The organism is Micromonospora yongxingensis (assembly GCF_052601155.1).
The window spans coordinates 1-24,671 of record NZ_JBQXEO010000003.1; the positions used below are offsets into that span (position 1 = coordinate 1).

The following is a 24,671-nucleotide window of genomic DNA, read 5'->3' on the forward strand; positions in this document are numbered from 1 at the left end:
AGATGATCCCGTAGTCGTAGGCGTGGCGGCGGTAGACGACGCTCGGACGGCCGGACTCCTTGTCCTGGAACAGGTAGAAGTCGTGGCCGACGAGTTCCATCTCGAACAGCGCGTCGTCGATGGTCATCGGTTCCGCCGGGTGCACCTTCTCCCGGGCGATGTGCCACGGCTGCTGGTCGTACTCATCCTCCTCGACCCGCTCCGCGACGGCCGTGCCGGCGCGGGCGCCGTCACCGGGCGCGGTCAGCGGGGCGGCGACCAGATCCGCGACCGGCAGGCCGGCGGTGGCTTCGGCGACGGAGATCGGCGCGTGCCGACCACGGTGTACGCGGCGACGGTCGGCCGCACGGCGCAGCCGGGTGTCGAGCTTCGCGATCGCCGCGTCGAGCGCGCTGTAGAAGTCGTTCGTGCAGGCCTCGGCCCGGATCACCGGGCCCCGGGAAACGCAGGTGATCTCCACCCGCTGGCAGTGGTCGGCTTGGCGCGGATTGCGCTCGTGAAACAGCTCGACATCGACACGAATGAGTTTGTGGTCGTAGCGTTCGATCTTTGCGAGTTTCTCGGCTACGTGCACCCGGTAATGGTCCGGCACTTCGACGTTACGGCCCTTGACCACGATGTCCACGTGACCTCCCTTGTTCGGACGGTCTTCGATCCGGTTACCCGGTCGCGCGCCCTGGGGAGCCCCGCTGGCGTCGACCGGTCAGTGCGGCTACGCCTCCTTTCACCGCCGGAGGCGGGTGGAACGACCTCCTACCCCCGACAGCGAAACGCTAACTCCTGTTCGCCCGGCAGTCACCCCATGTTGCCGAGACCGCCCATAATTTTCCGCAGCTCGTACACCAACGGGTGAAACGGAAACACGGTCGGTTACAAATGGAGTCGTTTCTCGGTTGCCGCGAGCACCACGGCGACAGTCGGTGCCCGCCCGGTCGCCGCCAGCACCCGCGACGCCGCGGCCAGGGTGACCCCGGTGGTGACGATGTCGTCCAGCAGCACCACGACCGGTGCGCCGCCCCTGCCGGAGGCACCGGAGCGGGGCTGGAAAGCCGCCTCGGCCGCCGCCGCCCGACCGGCGCTGTCCAGCGTCACCGAGTCGGGTCGGGGCAGCGCGCGCAGCGGCCGGTCCACCCGGACCGGCCAGCCGCCCCGGCTCAGACGGGCCGCGCAGTGCCGGGCCAGCCGGTCGAGGTGGTCGCCGTAGCGGGCGCGGGCCGCCGCCGCGGTGTCCGGCACCGGCACCAGCGCCACCGGACGTGCCCGGCCGACCGCCGCCGCGACGGCCTCGGCCAGGAGCGCCCCGAGCGGTCGGGCCAGCCCGTGCCGACCGTGCTCCTTGTACGCCAGCAGAGCCTCCCGCAGCGGGCCCGCGTACGGGCCGAGGGCGACGCAGGGCGGCAGGCCCGGCGGGGCGGGGGTGGGACGGACGGGCCGGGGGCGCAGCGCGTCCAGAGCTGTCACGCAGGTCGGGCAGACCCCGTGCCGGAGGCCCGGCCGGCGCTGCCGGCAGCCCGCGCAGTCGGCGGGCAGTACCAGATCGGCGAGATCCGCCCAGAGCCCGCGCACGACGTCAGTAGAGGAAGAACGGGGCCGACGGGTTGCTCGGTCGGACTCCGGCCGGCGGCGGGGTGATGTCCCGCACCCGCTCGGGTCCGATCCGTTCGAACGGGCCGCTGCGGTAGGCAACCCCGTTCGCCTCGTACATGTACGCCCCGCTGGACAGCGGCAGAGTGCGGTTCGTCGGATACGCCGTCAGGTGGTTGACCTTGGCGCCCACGTCGGTCCTCAGCGGCGTCTCCAGGGCACCGTCCACGCTGATCTCGTAGATCGCCGGCTGACCGGCCGACCCGGCCACCACCAGCCGGTCCTCACTGCCCCAGTCGACCGCGGTGAGGCCGGTCAGCGAGGTGACCAGTGGCCGGGGCGGGCCGATGGAGACGCCACCGCCGTCCAGGTTGACCGCCGCGACGTAGAGCCGGCCGTCGGCGATCAACGCGACCCGCTGGCCGTCCAGAGCGGCGGCCACCGCGGTGACCCCGGCGGAGGGCAGGTTGAGGGGCAGTTGGTACATCCGGGCGGTCTCGTCGAAGCGGTAGAGCCGACCGTCGGCTACCACCAGACCCTGGGCGGGACGGGAGTCGACGGTGCGCAGCCAGACCGGGCGGCTGATCGAGGCGTACTCGGGCGCGTTCCGGTTGAGCGCGGAGATCGGAACGGAACCGGCGCCCACGGCGAGTCGCTGCCGGTTCTTGCCGCCGCTCACCACCGTCGCGGCGAGGATCCTGCCGTGGTCCCGCGCGAGGGCGGCCGAGACGATGTTGCGGTTGACCTCGGGCGCCAACGGCACGGCGCCGCTGGGCTCGCCGGCGAAGTCGAGCGGGCGGATCGCGCCCTCGTACACGCCGAACCGCTGCGGACCCTCGGTGATCGGGTAGAGCGAATGGGACACCCGGCGCTCGTGCAGATCCTGCACCGGCTGCGAGTTGTTGCGGATCTTCAGCTCCAGTTCGCCCTTCAGGTCACCGAGGGACCAGGCGAGCTGCGTGATCAGTTGGTCGATCCGGCTCTTGTCGTCACCGGACATGTCCAGGTTGACTTCCCACCGGTCGTTCGCACCGGTAGCATTGTTGATCAGCTCGGTCTGGTCGGGCAGCCCGACGACGCCGGGTCGCAACCACTCGGACGGCCCGCCGACCAGCCACTTCACCACCTCGTTGACCCGGCGTTCGTCCGGCACCGCGAACGGCAGGTAGCGCTGGTCGGGCACCAGCCGGGTGCGGTCGGAGTTCCAGAAGTAGATCGACTCGTCCTGGTAGTACAGCTGGAGTGCGACGTCGCTGAGCAGCAGCGCGTTCGGCGGGTCCAGGACGTACAGGCCGGCGCGCTCGTCGTTGCCCGTGCCGCCGAGCGCCCCGCTGCGCAGCCGGAACTCGTACGCCGTCTCGGTCGCCACCGGCGGGGCCAGCGTGCCGTTGGTCCGCAGCACGCCGATCTGCTGGACCGTGATCTTCACGGTGGTGGTCGAGTCGCTGTTGAGGGTGAAGATCGTCTCCCGCAGCCGGACCACGGTCAGCGCGACCTCGCTGCCCTTCTTCTCCTGCAACCGGGACCGGTGCTCCGGCGCCACGAAGTTCTTGACCCGCTCGTAGGCCCGGTCCGGCTCACCGGCGGCAGCGGACAGGAAGTTACGCACGAACGCGTCGTTGGCGCTGCCGCTGGCCGTACGCGACGGCGGCTCGCTGCGCCGACCGTTGACCGCGCCGGCCTCCGCCGCGGTGCCGCCCTTGCCGTCGACCCGGACGTCGGACGCCTCCGGGATCCCGCACCCGGCACTCAGCAGGAACACCACACCCAGTGCCCCCAGCGCGCGGCGACTCCTCATGAGCGCACCTCCGCCCGCTGCCCGTCCCCGGCCGGTGCCGGGCTGATCGCCAGCGCCCCGCCGGTGCCGGGGCCGATGGCCAGCGGACCGCCGTCCCGGGGGCCGCCGAACGGCAGCGCGGCGTCGGCGGGCACCAGCCGCAGCGGCGACGTGGTCAGCCGGTCACCGGCGCGGGCCGGCAGGGTGAGCCGGAACTGTGCGCCCTGCCCGGGCGCACCCCACGCCTCCAGCCAGCCGCCGTGCAGCCGGGCGTCCTCCAGGCTGATCGACAGGCCCAGGCCGGTGCCGCCGGTCTGCCGGGCCCGGGACGGGTCCGCCCGCCAGAACCGGTTGAACACCAACTTCTCCTCGCCCACCTTGAGCCCCACCCCGTGATCCCGGACGGTGATCGCCACGGCGGTCTCGTCGATGCCGAGGGTGATCAGCACCGGCCGGGCCTCACCGTGCTCGACGGCGTTGCCGACCAGGTTGCGCAGCACGCGCTCGACCCGGCGCGGGTCCACCTCGGCGATCACCGGCGTGCTCGGCAGGTCCAGCTCGATCGGGACGCCCACCCGCTCGGCCAGGCCGGACAACCGGTCGACCACCCGGTGCACCACCGGCACCAGGTCCGTGGGCTCGGCGTCCAGCATGGCGAAGCCCGCGTCGAACCGGCTGATCTCCAACAGGTCGGTGAGCAGTTCCTCGAACCTGTCCAGCTCGGCCTGGAGCAGCTCGGCGCTGCGGGCCACCGCCGGGTCGAACTCGTCACGCTCGGCGAAGATCAGGTCGGCGGCCATCCGGACCGTGGTCAGCGGGGTCCGCAGCTCGTGCGAGACGTCGGAGGTGAACCGGCGCTGCAACCGGGACATCTCCTCCAGGCGCAGGATCTGCCGTTGCAGGTTGGTGGCCATCTGGTTGAACGAGGCGGCGAGCAGCGCCAGGTCGTCCTCGCCGTTGACCACCATCCGCTGGTCGAGCAGACCGGCGGAGAGCCTCTGGGCGGTGCGCGCGGCGACCCGGACCGGGTTGACCACCAGCCGGGTGACCAGGGCCGCCAGCAGCCCGAGCAGGATCACCAGGGCCACGCCGGTGGCCACCACGGTTGCTCGGGCGTCGGCGGCGGTGACGTCCTGCCGGGTCAGCGGCACCAGGTAGTAGAGCTCGATCTGGCCGAAGCGGGTGGGCACCGGCGAGCCGTAGACGAGGTACTTCGTCGACTCCCCGGTGAGCCGTCCGGTGCGGATCTGGCTGGCCACCTTGCCGCCGGCGACCGCGGCCCGCAGCTCCGGGCTGATCAGCGGCCGGACGTTCGCCGCGGGCGCGGTGCGGGTCTGGATGACGTTGGGGTAGCCGTCGGCGGTGATCGCGACCACCACACCACTGGTCTGCTGGGGGTCACCACCGGCCAGGTAGTTGACCGTGCCCTCGATGGTCTCCTGGAGCTGCGCCTCCTGCGGCTGGCCGTAGAGGGAGACCTGCTTGGCCGCGTAGTCGGCGCCGCTGTTCACGCGCATCCGGACGTCGGTGCGGGCGTTGTCCAGCAGGATCGTCGTGATCTTGTCAGCGATCAGGAACGCGAAGCCGCCGACCAGCAGGCTGGAGGCGACCAGCGTGATGGTCACCACCCGCACCTGGAGCGAGCGACGCCAGGTCTGGTGCACCCGGGCCACCACCCGGGCGGCCCGCCCACTCAGCGCGCGCCAGAGCTCCCAGCCGGCGCGGGACCGGCGGGCAGCAGCGGCGGCCGAGGGGTGCGGCGGCGGGGAGGTCGACACAGTGCGACCAGGCTATCCGGTCCCCGCCTTGTAGCCCACGCCCCGCACGGTGAGGATGATTTCGGGGCGCTCCGGGTCCGGCTCGATCTTGGCGCGCAGCCGCTGCACGTGCACGTTGACCAGCCGGGTGTCGGCCGCGTGCCGATAGCCCCAGACCTGCTCCAGCAGCACCTCACGGGTGAAGACCTGACGCGGCTTGCGGGCGAGCGCGACCAACAGGTCGAACTCCAGCGGAGTCAGCTTCACCTCCTCGTCGTTGCGGCTGACCGTGTGCGCCGGGACGTCGATGGTGATCTGGTTGTCGGGCGGCCCGATGGTCAGCATCTCCGGAGCCACGTCCTCGCCCCGGCGCAGCCGGGCCCGCATCCGGGCCACCAGCTCCTTGGGCTTGAACGGCTTGACCACGTAGTCGTCGGCACCGGACTCCAGGCCGAGGACCACGTCGACGGTGTCGCTCTTGGCGGTCAGCATGACGATCGGCACGCCGGACTCGGCCCGGATCGACCGGGCCACGTCGATACCGCTCATCCCGGGCAGCATCAGGTCGAGGAGGACGATATCGGGACGACTGTCGCGAAACGCCGCCAGGGCTCGCTCACCGTCGGCCACGAACGACGGCAGGAAGCCTTCGCTGCGCAGCACGATGCCGAGCATCTCGGCGAGGGCGGGGTCGTCGTCGACCACCAGTACCCGGGCTCTCATGGGATTAATATTGCATCCCCATTCAGTTCGGTGGGACCGGCGTCACCGGCACGGTTGGTGCCGCCGGCAAGTGTCATCTCCCGGCCCGTGGCGGCGGCGCCACGTGGTGCGGGGCCCGGCGCGCGGATGGATCCCCCGGCCGGGCTACCACCATGATCCCCCTTCGGCGCCACCGCGCGCCACCGCCACTCGGGCCGGTCGCGCTGTCGCGATGCGGACGGGGTCAGCCGAAGAGCGTCCGCCCCCAGTGGTCACCGCCGTCGCGCACCCCGGGCGGGCAGGCGAACAGACCGCTGGAGACATGCCGCAGGTATTCGTTCATCACGTCGTGCCGGGCCAACTGGGTCTGGATCGGCACGAACTGCCGGCGCGGATCCCGCTGGTAGGCGATGAAGAAGAGGCCCGCGTCGAGCCGGCCGAGGCCGTCCGAGCCGTCGACGAAGTTGTAGCCGCGGCGCAGCAGGTGGGCGCCGTTGTTCCGGCTGGGGTGGGCGAGCGTGACGTGGGCGTGCTCGGCGATCACCGGCTGCCCGTCGGCACCACGCGCGGCGAAGTCCGGCTCGTCGAACTCGTCCGTTCTGCCCAGCGGCGCACCGCTGCCCTTGGTCCGACCGACGATCTCCTCCTGCTCGACGAGCGAGGTCCGGTCCCAGGTCTCCACGAGCATCCGGATCTTGCGGGTGACCAGGTACGAGCCGCCGGCCATCCAGTCCGGCCCGTCGCCCGGCTGCACCCACAACTGGTCGCGGAGCAGGTCGGTGTCCTCGGCCTTCAGGTTGGCCGTGCCGTCCTTGAAGCCGAACAGGTTGCGCGCCGTGGCCTGGTCCCGGGAGGTCGACGAGGTACGGCCGAAGCCGAGCTGCGACCAGCGGACGCTCACCACGCCCATGCCGAGCCGGGCCAGGTTGCGGATCGCGTGCACCGCCACCTGCGGGTCGTTGGCACACGCCTGCACGCAGAGGTCGCCGCCGGAGAGCTGTGGCTGCAACGCGTCACCGGGGAACTTCGGCAGCTCGGCCAGGGCCGCGGGGCGCCGGTCGGCGATGCCGAACCGGTCCCGGCCGTCGGCGTCGCGGAACAGCGTCGGCCCGAAGCCGATGGTCAGGGTGAGCTGCGACGGGGGCAGGCCGAGGGCCTCGCCGGTGTCGTCCGGCGGAGCCTCGGGCATCCCGCCGACCGCGCCGAGCACGCCGGCGTCGCGCCCGGCGGTCATCCGCGCGGCGGCGGCCGTCCACTCCTGGAGCAGCTCGACCAGCCGGGCCCGGTCCTTGGTGATCACGTCGAAGGCGACGAAGTGCAGCCGATCCTGGGCCGGGGTGACGATGCCGGCCTGGTGCTCGCCGTGGAACGGCACGGCCCCAGCCGGGTGGTCGCTGGCCGCGGCCGGGTCACGGGACCCGCTGATCAGCGCGCCCGCACCGGCGGCCACCCCGGCGACTCCGGCCACCCCGGCGCCGGCGAGCGTGATCGCTCGCCGGCGGGTCAACCTGCTCCCGCTCATCGACTCGACTCTCCCTGACGTCCGGTCACCGGGCGACGACCGCGGCGACCTTACTGATCGGCTCGGCGAGGGCGTTGATGCCGTCGGACAGCTCCTTGAGCTCGGCCTTGCTCAGGGCGGTGTGCAGCTTCCACCCGTCGCCGTCGCGGTGCTTGCCGAGCAGCGCCTCGACGTTGGTGAACTCGGTGTCCAGTTGCTTCACCAGCTCCGGCGAGCGCTGCTCCAGCGCCGGCCGGAGGGCGGACACGGCGGCCTTGGACCCTTCCAGGTTGGCGGCGAAGTCCCACAGGTCGGTGTGCGAGTAGCGGTCCTCCTCGCCGGTGATCTTGCCGCTGGCGACCTCGTCGAGCAGTTCCTTGGCGCCGTTGGCGAGCTGGAGCGGCGAGAGCTTCTCGGCGTTGGCCTTGGCCACGATCTCCTTCACGTCGACCAGCAGCCGGTCGGCGATCGGGCCGTCCTTGCTGATGTCGCCGGACTGCCAGAGGTCCTTCTCGATCCGGTGGAAGCCGGTGAACTCCATCCCCTCCTCGATGACCTCCTCGCGGCCGTCGATCTTGGGGTCGAGGTCGCCGAAGATCTCGGCCACCGGCTCGATCCGCTCCCAGTAGGTCCGGGCCACCGGGAAGAGCGCCTTGGCCTTCGCCACGTCGCCGGCCTTGACCGCGGCCACGAACTCCTCGGTCTTCTCCAGCAGCGCGCCGGTCTGGCTCTTGACGTAACGCTGGTAGTTGTCCGTGGCCCCGGCCAGCGCGGCGTCGGCGGTCAGCGGCTCGGCCGACCCGCTGACCTTGAGCGCGCCGCGGATGCCCTTGCCGCTCATTCCCGGCTTGCAGGCCGTCTCGTACGTGCCGGCCGGCAGCTCCACGTGCAGCTCACGGCTCAGCCCGGGGGCGATGTTCTCCACCTCGCCCATCACGCGGTCGCCGGAGGCGTACACGTAGAACTCGGTCACCTTCGCGCCCGAGTTGGTGATCTTGAAGGTGGCGGTTCCCGCACCGAGGTCGGTGGTGCCGACGTCGCAGGCGGTGTCACTGGCCTTGACCACGATCGGGCCGCCGGCGGTGGCCGAATCACCCTTCTCGGAGTCGGAGCAGGCGGCGACACCGGTCGTGGCCAGCACGCCGGCAGCGGCCAGCGCGAAGAATCGGGTGGTACGCATCTGAGCTGTCTCTCCTCGTGGGGTCAGGCACGCTGCGGCGTGGTCGCCGCCTCGGCCTCGGCGCCGGTGTCGGCCCCGCGCTCGGTGACGGTGGTGGGGGTGGTCGCGGTGTCGGTCGCGCCGGTCGTCGGGGCCGCCTCGCTCGCGGGCGCGGCCGCCGTCGCGACGGGTGCCGGCTTACGCCGGGCCGGGCGCAGGAAGAGCAGGAGAACCGGCACGGCGTACCCGACCCAGGCGATCGTCTCCAGCACGGTGGGTGCGGGGGTCACGTTGAACATGCCGGCGAGCAGTGCGGCGTACCAGGTGCTCGGGTCCAGCGTCGTGGTGATGTCGAAGGCCAGGTCGTTCAGGCCGGGCAGGACGCCGGCCTCCTGGAAGTCGTGCACGCCGTACTTGAGGATGCCGGCGGCGACCAGGATCAGCAGCGCGCCGGTCCAGGTGAAGAACTTGCTGAGGTTGATCCGCAGGGCGCTGGCGTAGAGCAGGCCGCCGATCACCACGGCGGTGGCGATGCCGCCGATCAGCGCGAGCAACGGCCCGCTGTCGCCGGCCGCGCCCTGGGCGGCGGAGTAGAAGATCAGCGTGGTCTCCAGGCCCTCCCGGATCACGGCGAGGAAGGCCATCCCGGCGACCGCGAGGGACCCGACGGCCAGCGCCTCGGTGAGCTTGCCGCGCAGCTCGCCGGCGATGGTGCGGGCCGCCCGGCGCATCCAGAAGATCATCCAGGTGACGAAGACAACGGCGGCGACCGAGGTGATCGCCTCGAACAGCTCGCGGTCCTCGGAGCGGGCCAGCAGCGAGGTCGAGGTGTACTCGATCAGCCAGCCGAAGAGCACCGACAGCGCGACGGCCAGGCCGACCCCCGCCCAGACCTGAGGCAACCGGTCCCGGCGCTGCGACTTCACCAGGAAGGCGACGAGGATGCTGACCACCAGGGTCGCTTCCAGGCCCTCCCGCAGACCGATCAGGTAGGTGGCGAACATCCGGGCTCCGAGATCAATAGGTACGCCTCAGCTTACTTAGGGCAGCCATACCTTCCTCCTGTTCAGAGGGCCCGTCAAGTTGTTCACGACAAGCTCACCTCGCCCGCGAGCGACCGCGACCGCCCGACGATCAGCGGGCTGCCGTCCGACTGTGGAAGGATCCCCGCCGTGAGGGGATTCCTGCCGTGGCTGACGGTGCTGGCCGTGGTGCTGCTGCTCAGCGCGCTGCGCCTGCGGGCACTGGCCACCGTCGTGTCGCTCGGCTGGCTGGTCTGGTGCCTGTGGACGTGGTTCCGCCCCGCCCGCCGCCGTTCCCGTCCGGACTGACCGGGCTCGGAGCGGTCCGGAAACGACGAACCGGGCCGGCTGCGAACAGCCGACCCGGTGCGTGAAGCGTCGATCAGTAGCGGTAGTGGTCCGGCTTGAACGGACCCTCGGTGGAGACGCCCAGGTAGGCCGCCTGCTCCTTGGTCAGCGTGCTCAGCTTCGCGCCGAGCGCGCCCAGGTGCAGCCGGGCGACCTTCTCGTCCAGGTGCTTGGGCAGCACGTAGACGCCGATCGGGTACTCCTCGGTCTTGGTGAACAGCTCGATCTGGGCGATCGTCTGGTTGGCGAACGAGTTCGACATCACGAAGCTCGGGTGCCCGGTCGCGTTGCCCAGGTTCAGCAGGCGGCCCTCGGAGAGCACGATGATGGCGTGCCCGTCGGCGAAGCGCCACAGGTCGACCTGCGGCTTGATGTTGACCCGCTCGACGTCCGAGCGCTTGGCCAGACCGGCCATGTCGATCTCGTTGTCGAAGTGGCCGATGTTGCCGACGATGGCCTGGTGCTTCATCCGGGCCATGTGCTCGTTGGTGATGACGTTGAAGCAGCCGGTGGCGGTGATGAAGATGTCCGCCTGCTCGACCACGTCGTCCAGGGTGGCCACCTGGTAGCCGTCCATCGCGGCCTGCAGCGCGCAGATCGGGTCCACCTCGGTCACCACGACCCGGGCGCCCTGGCCGCGCAGCGACTCGGCGCAGCCCTTGCCCACGTCGCCGTAGCCCATCACGACGGCCATCTTGCCGCCGATCAGCACGTCGGTGGCCCGGTTGATGCCGTCGATCAGCGAGTGCCGGCAGCCGTACTTGTTGTCGAACTTGCTCTTGGTCACCGAGTCGTTGACGTTGATGGCCGGGAAGAGCAGCGTGCCGGCGCGGTGCATCTCGTAGAGCCGGTGCACGCCGGTGGTGGTCTCCTCGGTGACGCCCTTGATGCCGGAGGAGATCCGCGTCCAGCGCTGACCGTCCTCGGCGAGCGAGCGGTGCAGCAGTTCGAGGATGACCGCGTACTCCTCGGAGTCGGCGGACTCGACCGGCGGCACGGCCCCGGCCTTCTCGAACTCGGCACCCTTGTGCACCAGCAGGGTGGCGTCGCCGCCGTCGTCGAGGATCATGTTCGGGCCCTGCCCGTCCGGCCAGGTGAGCACCTGCTCGGTGCACCACCAGTACTCCGGCAGGGTCTCGCCCTTCCAGGCGTAGACGGGGACGCCGGCCGGGGCCTCGGGGGTGCCGTCCGGGCCGACGACGATCGCCGCGGCGGCGTGGTCCTGGGTGGAGAAGATGTTGCAGGACGCCCAGCGGACCTGAGCGCCGAGGGCGACCAGCGTCTCGATCAGGACGGCGGTCTGGATGGTCATGTGCAGCGAGCCGGTGATCCGCGCGCCGGCGAGCGGCTGTGCCTCGGCGAACTCCCGGCGGATCGACATCAGGCCGGGCATCTCGTGCTCGGCGAGCTGGATCTCCTTGCGCCCGAACTCGGCGAGCGACAGATCCGCCACCTTGAAGTCGCCCTCGGCGAGGGTGCTCGGCCGAGCCTCGGACGGCGTACCGCTGGGAGACGCCGGGAGGGTGCTGGTCATGAAAGCTCCTGTCGAACGATGTCTGCGCCGACTCTCCACCTTACGCGCGCCAGGGACGGCCGGCCGGGGACGGTCGGCGGACAGCGCACGGGGCGGTCGGTGGTGGACGGAAAATCCGCCCACGTCCCGCCCGCCCCGTGCATCCCCCCGGTTTGGTTCCCCGCACGTTGTCGGACCGTCGTCGCGATAACGCTGCGTACTCATAGAGTCACACTCAGCCAGAGGCGAGTCAAGCTATTCCGGGAAAGTCGGACTTGTGTCGTCGGGGCGAGCGACCGTCAGCGCAGCCCAGCGGTTGCCACGTACGCCTCACCGTTGCCGCTGACCCGCAGCGACTCGCCCGCCGCGGTCCCGATCGCCGCCTGGCCGGAGGCCAGCGTCAGCGCCCCGGCCCCGTCGTCCACGGCGATCGGGCCCACGGCACAGAGCACGACGCGAGGTCCCGGGAGCGACAGCGTGACCGAGGGCACCGCCGAACCGACCCGCACCCGGTGCAGCGCGAAGTCGTCCACCGGCACCGGCCAACACTCCACCCCCGGCGCAACCTGCTCCGCGGCCCGCACCGGATCGGCGAGCACCTCGAAGCGCAGCACCCGCATCAACTCGTCGACGTCCACCCGCTTCGGGGTCAGCCCGCCACGCAGCACGTTGTCACTGGCCGCCATGATCTCCACGCCGCAACCGCTCAGATAGGCGTGCAGGTTGCCGGCCGGCATCCAGATGGCCTCCCCGGGCGCCAGCCGCAGGTGGTGCAGCAGCAGCGCGACCAGCACGCCCGGGTCGCCCGGGTACGCGAGGGCCAGCCGGCGGGCCAACTCCGCGTCCGGGCCGTCCGTCGACGCCGCGACCACGGAACTCAGCAGATCGTCGCGCTCCGCGAACGGCCAGCCGAGCAGCGTCCGCACCGCCGTACGCAGCCCCGCCGGCCCCGTCCGCAACGCGGCGACCACCGGCGCCAACGCCGGTACGCCGAACGCGTCGAGCGCCTCGGCCGACACCACCGGGTCCCGGAAGCCGCACAGCGCCTCGAACGGCGTGAGCGCCACCAGCAACTCCGGCTTGTGGTACGGATCAGAGTAGTTGCGCTCCCCCGGCGGCCGTCCGGTGTCCGCCTCGTAGCCCGCCCGGGCCTGCTCGGCGTCCGGGTGGGCCTGGAGGCTCAGCGGAGCCTCTGCGGCGAGCACCTTCAGCAGGAACGGCAGCCGGCTGCCGAACCGATCCGAGACCCGCTGGCCGAGCCACTGCCCCGGCTCGTCGCGCACCAGGTCACAGAGGCTGACCCGGAGGCCGGCCCGCTCGACGCTGGCCGGTGCGCCCGGGTGGGCACCCAACCACAGCTCCGCCTCGGGGCCGGCGCTGGGCACCGGTCGCCCCTGCAACATGGCGATCGCCGAGCGGGACCCCCAGGCGTAGTCCCGGATCGGTCCGTACAGCAGTTCCACCGGTCAGCCCCCGGGCCGCCCGGCCGCCTCACCCGACGCGTCCTGCGGTTGCGGTACGGCGGTGCCGGCGACGGCGCCGGTGCCGGCCTCGGCGGCGGCGGCGCTGTAGATGTCGGGCTCCAGGTAGATCACCCGGGCGGTCGGCACCGCCGCGCGGATCCGCGCCTCCGCGGCGTTGATGCCCCGGGCCAGGTCCTCGGCGCTCTCGCAGGCCGGCACCGCGATCTTCGCGGCCACCATCAGCTCCTCCGGCCCCAGGTAGAGCGTCTTCATGTGGATGATCCGCTCGACCTCCGGGCCGTCGGTGATGGCCCGCTCGATGGCGTCCACGTCGTGCTGCTCAGCACCCTCACCGAGCAGCAGGCTCTTCGTCTCGATGGCCAGCACGATCGCGATGGTCACCAGCAGGATGCCGATCATGGCGGTGCCGGCGGCGTCCCACTCGCCGTTGCCGGTGATCAGCGTCATGGTGACGCCGAACAGCGCGAACACCAGACCGACCAGCGCGCCGAAGTCCTCCAGCAGCACCACCGGCAGCTCCGGTGCCTTGGCCCGGCGGATGAAGTGCACCCAGGACTGGTTGCCGCGGATGTGGTTGGACTCCTTGATGGCCGTCCGGAAGGAGAACGACTCCATGATGATCGCCGACACCAGCACGACCACCGGCACCCAGTGCCATTCGGTGATCCCGTGTGGATGCGCCCACTTGTGGTACGCCTCGTACAGGGCGAACAGGCCACCGACGCTGAACAGCACGATCGACACGATGAACGCGTAGATGTAGCGCTCCCGGCCGTACCCGAACGGGTGTTGCGGGGTCGCCTCGCGCTTCGCCCGCTTGCCACCGAGCAGCAGCAGACCCTGGTTGCCGGAGTCGGCGACCGAGTGGATCGCCTCGGCCAGCATCGACGACGAGCCGGTCAGGATGAACGCGACGAACTTGGTGACGGCGATGCCGATGTTGGCCAGCAGTGCCGCGACGATCGCCTTGGTTCCACCGTTGGCGCTCACGCCGTCGCTCCGCTCCGCCGCGCGGCACCGCCCGGCTTGACGGTGTTCCGCCGCGCACTAGGTCCGTTCACTGGTTCGACAGCTCCTTCATCTCGGTGATGGCTGGTACCGCCATCGGGTCCAGCCCATGAGCCAGGGCAAGGTAGATCGAGGCGAAATCGGGTACGGCGATCAGCGAGGCCAGCCGCTCCAGCGCGGAGCCACCCTCGGCGGTCACCACGTCGCATCGCACGCCGCGGCGCTCGGCGAGGGTCTGCACGGCGTCCGCGCGGCGCTCCTCGACCGCCAGCGGCTCGTCCGTGTCGTCCTCGGCGTTGAGCCCACCGTCGCGCAGCAGCACGAGCCGCAGCCGGGTGCCCTCACCGTCGTCCTCCGCCGGGTCGGCGAAGATGTCCCGCTCCCCCTCGGCCAACCCACCGAAGACGCCGTCGAGCAGGCCGACCCGGCCCCGGCCGGCCTCCCCGAGCGCACCGGTGACCACCGGGTAGCGGGCGTTGGCCGACAGGGTGTCGCCGAAACGGCGGGCCGCCACGGTCGCCAGCGGGGACGAGCCCCAGACGATCGGGATCGACCCGGCCAGGCCCAGGGCCAGTGACTTCGCCGGGTTCACGAAGGACTCCGCGGCGGACCGGCAGCGGTCGGCGTCCGCGTCGAGCCGGGCCGCGGTCTCCGCGAGGTCCGCCTCGTTGACCTTCACCAGCCCGAGAGAACGGGCGGCGAGCAGCACCGGCACGGTCAGCGCCCAGAGGCTCGCCCGCGCCGGTGCGCGCCGGGGCACCGGGATGAACGGCGCCCGGGCCCGCTCGGCGACCGACTGCAACTGCGAGTCGGGGGCACCCACCGCGACCAGCCGGGCGCCCCGCCGGTGCGCCGCCTCGGCGGCGCCGAGCGCCTCCGGGCTGCGACCGGACGCGCTCACCGCGATCACCACGTCGGCCGCGCCCACCCAACCGGGTACGCCCGCGCTGCGGTGCGCGATGACCGGGACCGGGCAGCGTGGCCCGGCCACCGTGGCCAGCACGTCGCCGGTACGCCCGGCGGTGCCGATGCCGGCGATCACGACGGCCCGGGGCCGCCCGTCGTCGGCGAGCACGGCGAGGTTCGCCTCGGCGGCCAGGGCGGCCGTCTCGCGGACCTGCGCGCCGGCCGAGGCGGTGTGCCGGAGCATGCCGCCCGGGTCGTGCTCGGCCAGGGCGTCCGGGTTGTCGAGCAGGGCTTCGTCGGCGTCACGACGTCCGCTGACACCGGCCGTACCGTCGATCATGAGGACTGCCCGGGGCCGCCGCGTGCCTCGTCGAGGAGCAGCACCGGCACGTCGTCACGGACCTCGAAGATCCGGCCGCACTGCGTGCAGGTGAGCGTCTGCCCCTCGGCGTCGTAGCTGAGCGGGGCGTGGTGCGTGTCCGGACAGGCGAGAATCTCGAGCAACTGCGGATCCAGGGCCATGGCACGGCTCCTTCCACGTGTGCGGCTTCACCGGCGGCGGTGCCGACCGGCGCAGGCGATCTTATCGGCGAACCCGGCCGAGCACCTCGTCACGGAGCGAGATCATCCGCTCGCGGGTGGGCGCCTCGACGTTGAGCCGCAGCAGCGGCTCGGTGTTGGAGGCGCGCAGGTTGAACCACGCGCCGTCGGGGAAACGCAGGGTGAGACCGTCCATCTCGTCGGCCGTCGCGTCGGGGTACGCGGCCCGCACCTCGGCGACCGCCGCCGCCTGGTCGACGACCGTCGAGTTGATCTCACCGGAGGCGACGTAGCGCTCGTACTCGCCGGCCAGGACGGACAGTGGCAGCGACTGCTCCCCGAGCGCGGCGAGCGTGTGCATCGCGGCCAGCATTCCGGTGTCGGCGAACCAGAAGTCCCGGAAGTAGTAGTGCGCGGAGTGCTCGCCGCCGAAGACGGCGTTGGTGCGCGCCATCTCCGCCTTGATGAAGGAGTGCCCGACCCGGGCGACCACCGGCTCCCCACCGTGCTCGCGGATGATCTCCGGCACGGCGCTGGAGGTGATCAGGCCGTGGATCACCGTGGAGCCGGGGTGCTTGGCCAGCTCACGCGCGGCGACCAGGGCGGTGATCGCCGACGGTGACACCGGCTCACCGCGCTCGTCCACCACGAAGCACCGGTCGGCGTCGCCGTCGAAGGCCAGCCCGATGTCGGCCCCGTGCTCGACCACGGCACGCTGCAGGTCGACCAGGTTCGCAGGATCCAGCGGGTTGGCCTCGTGGTTGGGGAAGGTGCCGTCCAGTTCGAAGTAGAGCGGGACGATCTCCAGCGGCAGCGCCGACAGGGCGGCGTCACCCAGCACGGTGGGAACGGTGAAGCCACCCATTCCGTTGCCGGCGTCGACCACCACCTTCAGCGGCCGGATGCCGGAGAGGTCGACCAGCTTGCGCAGGTAGGCGGCATAGTCGGGCAGCAGGTCCCGTCGCTGTGCCGGGCGGGTCGGCTCACCGGCCGGACGGGACGCGCCCGAATCCAGCAGCGCCTGAGCCCGCTTCCGGATCTCGGCCAGCCCGCTGTCCTGGCCGATCGGCCGCGCACCGGAGCGGCACATCTTGATGCCGTTGTACTGGGCCGGGTTGTGACTGGCCGTGAACATGGCACCGGGCAGGTCGAGTGAACCGGAGGCGAAGTAGAGCAGATCGGTGGAGGCGAGCCCGATCTCGATCACCGAGCGCCCCTCGGCCCGTACGCCGGTGGCGAAGGCGGCGGCCAACCCGGGCGAAGTGGCCCGCATGTCGTACCCGACGACGACCGCGTCGCCCGGCTCGTCGGTGGTGTTGAGCAGCTGGGTGAATGCGGCTCCGAGCGCCTCGGCGACCCGCTCGTCCCACTGGTCCGGCACCGTCCCTCGGACGTCGTACGCCTTCACGATCTGGGACAGATCAGACACTGGTTCCGCTCCTTGGCCGCAGGTTCCACCGAACCTGAGCGTATCGGAGGGCCGAGGTCCCTCCCCGCTCAGCCGGGGAGCCGGGGCATGAACACAGTGTGGTCGCCGCCGTCGGCGGGCGGGTCCTTGGGCAGCGGCCCGGCCCCCGGACCGCCCGGCATCGGCTGCGTCGCGTCGGGCGTCGGGGCGGCACCGGCCGGCCGCGCCCCGTAGACCCCGCCCGTCGCCGGCCGGGGAGCGGGCACGGTGCCGTAGAGGTCGGGTTGCGGCTGCTGGCCGTACACGCCGCCGGTCTGGCCGGGCACGGCCGGCGACCCACCGCCGGAGCGGTAGGTGGTGCCACCGGGGTTACCCGGCAGCGGCCCCGGGGTGCCGTCGGTCGGCGTCCGGTCCTGCCGCGAGCGACGGAACAGCAGCACGATGAGCAGCAGCCCGACGGCCACCATCGCGATGCCGAAGAACATCACCGGTGAGCCGCCACCGGACTCGGCAGCGGCGGCCGTGGTGTCGGGCGCGCCGGAGACGCCCAGCGCGGCCGGGTTCACCGCCTCGACGGGCGCGGCCTCGCTCGGCGTGGGCGACGGCTTCTTCGACGGCGTCGGGGTGGGTGACGCGGAGACCCGGCCGCCCACCACCCTCGCCGCGTCGGAACCCCGACCCAACTCCTGGCCGGCCGCGCTGGCGGCCGCCCCGACCACCGCGAGCCGACCGCCCGGAGCACCCGCGGCGAAGGACACCCGGTACCGCACGGTGATGCCCTTGCCCTTGCACAACGTCGGCTTCGCCGGTGAGGTCTGCGCGGTCGCCACGCTGCCGTCACCGCCGGTAACGGGCACCGGGAACCACGTTCCACCAGCGTTGACCTGCACCGTCACCTGATCCGGCTGCAGGCCCTCAAGCCGCAGACCCAGGGCGGTACGCAGCAGGACGCACCCGTCGGAGCGCTTGCGCACCGCGACGTTCACCCCCTGCGCCGAGCCACCCGCGGTGAAGCTGCTGGCCGAACCCACCCGGACCGAGTCGTCGTCGGCCAGTGCCGGTGACGCACCGAGCAGCACCAGGCCGCCCACCAGACCGCAGACCGCCGCGAGTCGCGCCGCGCGCCGACGTACCGTCATGATCACCTCGCCGTTCCTCCCCGGGTGGGGTCCGCGGGTCAGGCTACTACCGGCCCACCCCCACCCCTGGTCATAGAGCGGCCCGGATGTGTGCGCCGTTACGGTTTGCGGCCCAGCTCGCGGACCTGCCGGGGGTGCCCGGCACCGGGCTGGCATGCACCGGCCAGGGCGTCCCGACAGAGCCGGTCGGCGGTACGGGTGGTCTCCGGCAGGCGGTAGCGCGGGGTCAGCGCGAGCACCTGCGCCGTGGCGTTCTCCAGGCTCATCCGGTGCCCGACGCTCACGAACACCGGCTTGACTCCGTCCCGGGTCCGCAGCACCCGGCCGACGACCTCGCCGCCGTCACGCAGCGGTGACCAGGCGCCCCGACCGGCGGGCGGCGGCACCCACTCGCCGACCAGCGGCGTCTTCCCCACCCCGATCGCGGGCAGCCCGGTGACCACGCCGAGGTGACAGGCGAGCCCGTACCGACGCGGATGGGCCAGCCCGTGCCCGTCGCAGACCAGCAGGTCCGGGCGGGTCGTGAGACGGTCCAGCGCGGCGAGCAACGCGGGCAGCTCCCGGAAGGCGAACAGCCCCGGAACGTAGCCAAATGCGGGCCGGCCCACGCTGACCGCGGAATCCACCACGGCCAACGTCCGGGCGTCCAACACGGTCACGGCCGCCGCGAGGAGGTCACCGCCCTGCGCGTACGCGACGTCCAGGCCAGCCACCGTCGTGGGCGCCGTCGGCCCCGGCCCGACAAGGTCCACCAGCGGCCGCAACTCCTCCTGTACGGCCACCGCCTCCGCCACCGTGCCGGGCCCTGCTCCTGCCACGGGCGCGGGCCCGGGCGGCGGCCATGATCGACTCGGCATCGGCGATATCGGGCTATCAGACGGCCCTGGATGCCCCGATGTCACCGACCTCGAGTCGATCACCCTCGGCGCTCGCTGTCGGCGCCCCTATTGTCTGGTCCGTCCTGCGTAGACGGCACGACCGGCCCAGTGTCGGTGGAGTGGGCGTCGCCATCCGGACCGCCGTCGGCGCCGTCAGCACCCGGGCCGCCGGCCCGGTTCCCGGTCGCGCCGAAGGCGAGCGCGAACACCAGACCGAGGGCGATGCCGAAGGCGACTCCACCCGAGGAGCCGAACAAAGGGATGCCGATCGCCAGGCCGACCAGGATCCCGACCGGCCACGCCCAGGCCGTAGACCTGCTGCTGCCCGTCTCGGATCGCGCCATGCCCCCGATGTTATTCGGACCCTGCCGGCAACCGCCCGTGTCCGAAGGCTCTCGCCCTCCGGCCTGTACTTACGGCGAGCAGCTGGTAGGCGTTTAGCCCGCGGCCAGGCCAGGATCCGCACCTGGATCCCCGGCGGCCCGTAGTTGTTCCTCGAACATCACGAACGTCCGCCGGCGGATCCCCCGGACAAGAGCCCGCTCTTTCGTCGTCAGGTGGCGACCTTCGGCGTCTGCCAGGTCCTGGAGCGACCGCACTGTCTCGTAGAGAGCAAAGATCGGCCCATCCCCAGTGAGGTAGTGGGCGCGGAATGCCTCAACCTCCTGCACGAAGTCTTCGGCGGTACGGCGAAATATTTCACCTCCGACGCCCAGCGTGATTTCCACGAAGAGGTCGTTCTTCTCCTGCCACCCGCCGGTGTCAATGAGCACCCGCCATACGCGGGCGCCACCGTCGGGAGTCTCCACGATCTTTACTGGCGACTGGTAGTAGAGGTAGTAAGAGGGCAGCACAAGCCCCGGCATTTCGACCATCAGGACTGCTCCTCGTACGTCGACTGCAATGCCTGCCAGAACAGGCGTTGCTCCCGGAGGCGGATGCCGTTCGTGATCGCTCGCTCACGTGCCGTCAAGGCTCGGTGCTCCGCTTGGGCAACGGCATCCACATCGCGTCGCACCTCATAGAGCACATGTTCCCAAACTGCGACGGCGTCGAGCGCAGCCAGATGCAGGCGGAACTCAGCCAGGTGGCCATTTCGCATCCGCAACACGAGCTGAACGTCCCGGTAGCCACTGCTCATCGGGGATACGAAGCGGTCCTCAAACCTCACAATCACGACGCCTGGATGATCGCGTAGCCGGGCGAGGGCAGCATAGAGATCATCAAGACGACGAAATTCGACCTTCGCCCCGGCAATGTCGAGCAACTTGGACGCATCACCCTGATGCTTGCTCATCTTGTCCTCGGCCCGGCCGCGGTCCTTTGGCTTGGACCGCCAGCCGGGCTCGCCCACACGAAGATCACCGACCTGCGCAAGGGAGACTGCTAGCTGGTTCAGTTCGGCCTGTGCCACAACCGCCGCCGAGTAGAGATCATCAAGGTAGCGCCGCTGATAAGCCCCGTCAGCAAGGCGGCGACCGTCGAACCCGGCCTGGGCGACGGGGCCCCGGCGCACCTGAATACTGGCGCTGATGCGTCGCTGATCCTCGGTGAGGGGTGTCGGATCCGGCTGAGGCACGGGCCGAGCATCCGCCGCATCCAGCCCTGCGGCCTCCTGCTGGGCGACGTCGTTGAGCACCTCGCCAAGGACGTCGATTGCCTGCTGATGACTCGCCAGGTGGTGCAAGGTGAGTGGACGGGCGGTCAGCGAGTTAAAAAGCTCCGGCGTGGTCAGGATCATCCGCGCCAGTTCCGGCTGCTGTACCAATTGCCGTACCAGGGTTGCGGCGAGGTCCGGCTCAGCCGGCGGCGGCTCCCGCTCGGCGCGGTCCAGCATGTCGCGAACCCGGGCGTCGGCGAACAGTCGCGCCACATCCCGGGCCGCCGCCTCGTCGAGGTCGGGCACGAGACGGCGGAGGGTCGGCGCATCCACCGTCGACGCGAACTCGCCGGGGCTGACCCCGGCGGCGAAGACCTCATCCAACCCGGCACTACTCAGGAGGACCGCCCGGGTCGGGTCGGTTTCCGTCGGCGCCTGGTTCCCATCCGCCCGGCGAGGGGATGGCACCACTCCGGTAGGTGTGTCCGCCTCCGCTGCGCCAGGGCCGTCCAGGAGCAGGTACATCCGGTTGATGTACGGTTCGCCGTGGCCGCCGTCGTCGAGTGCCGGCGGGTGCTCCGGCAGGTCGGGACGCTCGCTGAACCGCCCTCGCGGTAGCCCGCCGAGCGGCATCGGCCGGCCGTTCCCATCGAGCACCAGCGCGTCGATGCCGACCACGTGGGGATACAGCGGGCGGTCCCGGACGAGGCCGGTCTGCGGGTCGACGTAGAGCACGGTGCCGTTCTGGTTGAGTGCCACCCAGGCGTGCGAGCCGCCGTTGGGCCATTCGGTGATCAGGAACGCGTAGCTGCCGTGGCCTCCCAGCAGCAGTTGGTCGCGCAGGTTGGCGTAACCCCGGTCGGCGGTCCGCCGTGTCTGCGCGGGGTCCGACGGTTGGCCGGTGGGCGGTGCGAGGAGTTGTTGGAAGCGGCCGCCGGTCGCGTCCTCCACCCGGCCCGGGCCGCCCGCCTCGCCTCGGATCGGGCGCCGGATGTCACCGTCCAGGTAGCCGTCGAAGGTGCGCGGCGCGGACACCCGTGGTCGCCCGTGCACCCACGTCTCGAACAACGACAGGGTGCAGTCCAGGCAGTTGATGCCCCGGGTGGCGTCGGCCTCGGGACCACCGTCGTTCAGGAGCCGGAACCAGTCGCCTCGGCGAGGGTCGGCGGTGCGGACGATGCTGCCGTCGGGCTCGCGGGGCATCTGCCGTTCGACGTCCACCTGGTGCAGGGCCAGCGGCGGGCGCAGCCCACCGGGCTGCCCGTACGGCCGGGAGTCGTCGATGGGCGGGGGCACGTCGTCGCCGGTGAGTCGGGACCGGCCGACGGACTCCACCGCGCCGAGGGCGAGGGCGCCCACGTCCTTGTTGGCCTGCCGGAACGCCGCGTCGCCGATGTCCACGACCGAAGGCGCCCTGGCGCCGGCCAGCACCGCGTCGGCCAGGTCACGGAATTCGGCGTACGCCCGCATCTCGTCGTTCGCGGTCCGCTGCCAGCCGTCGGCCCACCGCGGGTGACCGGTGTGGCGGAGTTGCCAGGCGTAGTTGGCGTACTCGGCGGCCCTGCGGTCGTGCTCGGCGGCCAGGGCACGCAGTCGGCTGGCCTCCGCCTGTCGGCGGCTGGCCTCGAACTCGGTCCGTCGCGACTCGTAGTAGCCCTGGTAGAGCCGCCGCTCGGCGGCTTCCGCCTCGGCCCTCCACAGGGCCGCGTACCAGTCACTGCTCTCGATGTCGAGCTCTGCGGGTGCTGCTACGTCGGCCGGGACCGATGCCCGGCCGCGAGCGGGATGGGCGGGTACGCGCGCCAGGGCAGGTGCCTCCCGTATCGGGAGGTGCGATGCCGCCAGCGGGCCGGTCGACATGACCGGCGGTGCTGCACCGGCGGTGGCCGTCGGGGTGGCACCGGTGGACGTGATCGGGGTGCTCGTGGTGCCAGCCGACGGGTACCACGCGGAGGGACCGTTGCCACCGGAGGCGAGCGCACCCGCGGTGGAGGCGTGTGACGGAGGCGCGACGCTGGTGGCTGTCCCGCCGGTCTGATCGAGGGTGCCGGCGACGGGCGCGGCCACCGAGGAGAGTGTGGGGTCGGCGGCGATCAGGGGCGCTGCGACCGACCGGTCCGCAGTGGGCTGCCCAAGTCGGTCCGGAGAGGCCACAGCGGTCTCGGCCGGGGTCGCGGAACGGCTCGGCCCGTCGTCGACGCTCGGCGATCCGGCGATGGTGGACGCCGATGACCCGTTCAGGTCCGACACGGCGGGCGCTGTCAGGCCGGCCTCGTACGACCCGATGGCTCCCACCTCACCGCGCGGCACCCGACCGTCCGGCGAGGACGTACTGACATCGGCCTCGCCGACCGCCGCCTGCGACGCAGCCACCGTGGCAATGTCCTCAGGTGAGGCCAACGCGGGCGCGAGTGAGGCAGACGAGGCCGCAGCCACGGGTGCTGCGGGAGCCGGCGCGGAGAAGTCGACCGGTGCCAGGGATGGGCCGGCGAGGGAGGCTCCGGCGAGGGCGTTGGCCTGCGCGTCGAGCCGGGCGTGCAACGCGTGGTCGGCCTGCCCGGTCGCCGAGCCGGTGGCACCGGACGCGGCGGCCCGCGCCGCGTCCTCCACCGAGGTCAGGCCACGGCCGGTGGCGAGGCTGGCGGCGTTCTCGGCCAGCACCTCGCTGGTCATTTCCCGGCCCAGGTGCTCACCGACCCGGGCCGCGCGCCCCGTCGCGTGGCGGCCCAGGCCGGCCAGTGGCGCAACCGCCCCGCCCGCGAGCCCGCCGACCGCCGACGCGCCGAGGTCGGCCAGGTCCACACCGTGCGCCCGCCCGGTGGAGTTCTGGTACGCCTGGGTCGCCAGGGTGACGCCGGCTTCCTCGGCCGCCTCCTCCAGCCCTTCCCGGGTGGCTCGCTTGGCGAACCCACGCACGCCGCCCCGCGTGACCTCCTTGGCGGCCCGTTCGCCAGCCTCCTTGAGCCCGTGCCTGAGGGACTTGCTGGCAAGCTGCCCCATCAGCCGCTTGAAGATCTGCTGGATCAACAGCCGGGTCGCGGTGATCGCCGCGCCGGCGGCCGGAGAGGCGGCACCGGCGGTGAGCACCGCCGCCACCGCGACTGCGAGCAGCTCGACGACCAGGATGCCCAGCTCGATCCAGACTTCCAGCTTGGCGCCCTCGATGTCGCAGCCGCACTCCTCGACCAGACGGCCCAGGTCGGCGGTGACCGCGAGCAGGACCGGCAGCGGGGCGTCGCCGCCCTCGGCGAGCCCCCGCCAGGCCGCCTCGAACGCCGCGTCGACCGACCCGACGCCGCCGTATCCGCTGCGGACCTCGGCGGCGGCCGCGGCGGCGTCGGCGTGCGGGCCGGCGAGCACGGCGGCGACGGAGTACCACTGGTCGGCGACATCCCAGACGGCCCGCTCGTTCCCCTCCGGCCACTGCACGCCGACCGCCCAGTCGAGGGCCTCGTAGACCCAGCCGGGCACGTCCCAGGGTGCGTAGTCCAGTGGGTGCGGAATCGGGCTCGGCAGCACACTCATCGGGGTCGGCTCGCCGTCAGCGCTGGTCGGCGGCCCGGTCGAACCGGGCGGCGCTCGCAGCGTCGGTGTGCACGCTGGCGTCGACCGCGCGCACCACGTCGGTGCCCAGCTCGGTGACCCGATGCCCAATGCCCGTCCAGGCCCGCAGCACGGTCTGCTCGAACCCGCGGTAGCTCCGCTCGAACGCGGCGCCGATGTCGTCGCGGCCCCACGGCCGGGCGCCGCTGGCGGCCTCGATCTCGCCGCCCTCCGTCGCCCGTCGGGCCGTTACCGCCTCGCCTGCCAGGGCCAGGTCGGCGCCGCCCCGGCGGGCCCGGGACGGATCGAGCCAGAGCTGCCCGTCGGTCATGCCGGCCCCTCGCGCCGCCCGAGCACCGCGTCGGCCCGGCCGAGCAGCGCGCCGTAGTCGCCGGTGCGCAGGAACTCCACCGAACCGGAGCCGGCCGGCATGCTCTCGGCGACCAGCGCGCGGGTGGCCTCGGTGGCGGCGGCCGTGGCGCCGCGGACCGTCTCGGTGATCTTCCGGCTCAGCGCCTCGGCGTCCCGGTCGCGGTAGACGGCCGGGTCCAGTTCGACGGCGATCAGCTCACCCCGGGCACCCACCGTGGCGGTCACCTGCCCATCGGCCGATCGCCGGGTCACCCGCACCTCGGCGAGCCGCGCCTGGAGACTGTCCAAACCGGACCTGAGCTGCTGGTACTGGCCGTAGACGTCGTCGAATCGGGCTCGTAGCTCGCGATTGGCGTCCCGGTCCACGCGTTCGCTCACCCGCCGCTCCTCCCGTCACCGTCGGTAGGGCGAACCATACCGGGTGCCACCG

Annotated in this window: 22 protein-coding genes; 1 reads left to right on the top strand and 21 read right to left on the bottom strand. The window is 72.0% G+C overall.

Annotation, left to right across the window (positions count from 1 at the left end; genetic code table 11):
- The 8 genes from hpf to efeU all read right to left on the bottom strand — a co-directional run.
- A partial coding sequence (gene hpf, locus ACTWLT_RS05545) for a ribosome hibernation-promoting factor, HPF/YfiA family (RefSeq protein WP_445317408.1) occupies positions 1 to 625 on the bottom strand: 625 nt, incomplete at its 3' end.
- A 245-nt stretch (positions 626 to 870) separates the two neighbouring features.
- Positions 871 to 1,566, bottom strand: a complete 696-nt coding sequence (locus ACTWLT_RS05550) for a ComF family protein (RefSeq protein WP_445317409.1) — start codon at positions 1,564 to 1,566, stop codon at positions 871 to 873.
- Between the two features lie 4 nt (positions 1,567 to 1,570).
- A complete protein-coding gene (locus ACTWLT_RS05555; RefSeq protein ID WP_445317410.1) occupies positions 1,571 to 3,382 on the bottom strand; it encodes an LpqB family beta-propeller domain-containing protein in 1,812 nt (603 codons plus the stop codon).
- Positions 3,379 to 5,139 carry an MtrAB system histidine kinase MtrB gene (mtrB, locus tag ACTWLT_RS05560; protein ID WP_445317411.1) on the bottom strand — a complete coding sequence of 587 codons (1,761 nt, stop codon included), beginning with the start codon at positions 5,137 to 5,139 and terminating at the stop codon, positions 3,379 to 3,381. The genes ACTWLT_RS05555 and mtrB overlap by 4 nt, the downstream gene beginning before the upstream one ends.
- 12 nt (positions 5,140 to 5,151) lie before the next feature.
- Positions 5,152 to 5,841, bottom strand: a complete 690-nt coding sequence (gene mtrA / locus ACTWLT_RS05565) for an MtrAB system response regulator MtrA (protein ID WP_030331519.1) — start codon at positions 5,839 to 5,841, stop codon at positions 5,152 to 5,154.
- A 223-nt stretch (positions 5,842 to 6,064) separates the two neighbouring features.
- On the bottom strand, positions 6,065 to 7,342 hold the full coding sequence (efeB, locus tag ACTWLT_RS05570; RefSeq protein ID WP_445317412.1) for an iron uptake transporter deferrochelatase/peroxidase subunit: 1,278 nt from the start codon (positions 7,340 to 7,342) through the stop codon (positions 6,065 to 6,067).
- Between the two features lie 25 nt (positions 7,343 to 7,367).
- The gene (gene efeO / locus ACTWLT_RS05575; protein ID WP_252419233.1) at positions 7,368 to 8,501 is read right to left on the bottom strand and encodes an iron uptake system protein EfeO; all 1,134 of its coding nucleotides are present in this window, start codon (positions 8,499 to 8,501) and stop codon (positions 7,368 to 7,370) included.
- A gap of 23 nt (positions 8,502 to 8,524) precedes the next feature.
- On the bottom strand, positions 8,525 to 9,484 hold the full coding sequence (gene efeU / locus ACTWLT_RS05580; RefSeq protein WP_445317413.1) for an iron uptake transporter permease EfeU: 960 nt from the start codon (positions 9,482 to 9,484) through the stop codon (positions 8,525 to 8,527).
- A 168-nt stretch (positions 9,485 to 9,652) separates the two neighbouring features.
- On the opposite strand from efeU, the gene ACTWLT_RS05585 reads away from it, so the two are divergent.
- Positions 9,653 to 9,811 carry a hypothetical protein gene (locus ACTWLT_RS05585; RefSeq protein WP_252419235.1) on the top strand — a complete coding sequence of 53 codons (159 nt, stop codon included), beginning with the start codon at positions 9,653 to 9,655 and terminating at the stop codon, positions 9,809 to 9,811.
- A gap of 73 nt (positions 9,812 to 9,884) precedes the next feature.
- On the opposite strand, the gene ahcY is transcribed toward ACTWLT_RS05585, so the two are convergent.
- The 13 genes from ahcY to ACTWLT_RS05650 form a co-directional block, all read right to left on the bottom strand.
- Positions 9,885 to 11,384, bottom strand: coding sequence for an adenosylhomocysteinase (gene ahcY, locus ACTWLT_RS05590; RefSeq protein WP_252419236.1), 1,500 nt, complete (start codon positions 11,382 to 11,384; stop codon positions 9,885 to 9,887).
- A 278-nt stretch (positions 11,385 to 11,662) separates the two neighbouring features.
- A complete protein-coding gene (gene manA / locus ACTWLT_RS05595) occupies positions 11,663 to 12,826 on the bottom strand; it encodes a mannose-6-phosphate isomerase, class I (RefSeq protein WP_445317414.1) in 1,164 nt (387 codons plus the stop codon).
- 3 nt (positions 12,827 to 12,829) lie between these two features.
- The gene (locus tag ACTWLT_RS05600; RefSeq protein WP_252419238.1) at positions 12,830 to 13,837 is read right to left on the bottom strand and encodes a cation diffusion facilitator family transporter; all 1,008 of its coding nucleotides are present in this window, start codon (positions 13,835 to 13,837) and stop codon (positions 12,830 to 12,832) included.
- A 67-nt stretch (positions 13,838 to 13,904) separates the two neighbouring features.
- Positions 13,905 to 15,101: an SIS domain-containing protein gene (locus tag ACTWLT_RS05605; RefSeq protein ID WP_252419239.1), complete on the bottom strand. Its 1,197-nt coding sequence runs from the start codon at positions 15,099 to 15,101 to the stop codon at positions 13,905 to 13,907.
- Complete coding sequence (locus ACTWLT_RS05610; RefSeq protein ID WP_252419240.1) at positions 15,098 to 15,283, bottom strand: Trm112 family protein; 186 nt, start codon at positions 15,281 to 15,283, stop codon at positions 15,098 to 15,100. The genes ACTWLT_RS05605 and ACTWLT_RS05610 overlap by 4 nt, the downstream gene beginning before the upstream one ends.
- A gap of 61 nt (positions 15,284 to 15,344) precedes the next feature.
- The gene (locus tag ACTWLT_RS05615; RefSeq protein ID WP_445317415.1) at positions 15,345 to 16,730 is read right to left on the bottom strand and encodes a phosphomannomutase/phosphoglucomutase; all 1,386 of its coding nucleotides are present in this window, start codon (positions 16,728 to 16,730) and stop codon (positions 15,345 to 15,347) included.
- Positions 16,731 to 16,798: 68 nt separating this feature from the next.
- The gene (locus ACTWLT_RS05620) at positions 16,799 to 17,848 is read right to left on the bottom strand and encodes a hypothetical protein (RefSeq protein WP_445317416.1); all 1,050 of its coding nucleotides are present in this window, start codon (positions 17,846 to 17,848) and stop codon (positions 16,799 to 16,801) included.
- Positions 17,849 to 17,946: 98 nt separating this feature from the next.
- Positions 17,947 to 18,705: a deoxyribonuclease V gene (gene nfi, locus ACTWLT_RS05625; RefSeq protein ID WP_445317417.1), complete on the bottom strand. Its 759-nt coding sequence runs from the start codon at positions 18,703 to 18,705 to the stop codon at positions 17,947 to 17,949.
- 59 nt (positions 18,706 to 18,764) lie between these two features.
- Complete coding sequence (locus ACTWLT_RS05630; RefSeq protein ID WP_445317418.1) at positions 18,765 to 19,070, bottom strand: hypothetical protein; 306 nt, start codon at positions 19,068 to 19,070, stop codon at positions 18,765 to 18,767.
- A gap of 93 nt (positions 19,071 to 19,163) precedes the next feature.
- A complete protein-coding gene (locus ACTWLT_RS05635) occupies positions 19,164 to 19,601 on the bottom strand; it encodes a hypothetical protein (protein WP_445317419.1) in 438 nt (145 codons plus the stop codon).
- Positions 19,601 to 23,851 (bottom strand): toxin glutamine deamidase domain-containing protein, encoded by a 4,251-nt coding sequence (locus tag ACTWLT_RS05640; protein WP_445317420.1) that lies wholly within the window; start codon positions 23,849 to 23,851, stop codon positions 19,601 to 19,603. The genes ACTWLT_RS05635 and ACTWLT_RS05640 overlap by 1 nt, the downstream gene beginning before the upstream one ends.
- A 16-nt stretch (positions 23,852 to 23,867) precedes the next feature.
- Complete coding sequence (locus ACTWLT_RS05645) at positions 23,868 to 24,200, bottom strand: hypothetical protein (RefSeq protein WP_445317421.1); 333 nt, start codon at positions 24,198 to 24,200, stop codon at positions 23,868 to 23,870.
- Positions 24,197 to 24,619, bottom strand: coding sequence for a YbaB/EbfC family nucleoid-associated protein (locus ACTWLT_RS05650; RefSeq protein WP_445317422.1), 423 nt, complete (start codon positions 24,617 to 24,619; stop codon positions 24,197 to 24,199). The genes ACTWLT_RS05645 and ACTWLT_RS05650 overlap by 4 nt, the downstream gene beginning before the upstream one ends.
- Positions 24,620 to 24,671: the final 52 nt, after the last annotated feature.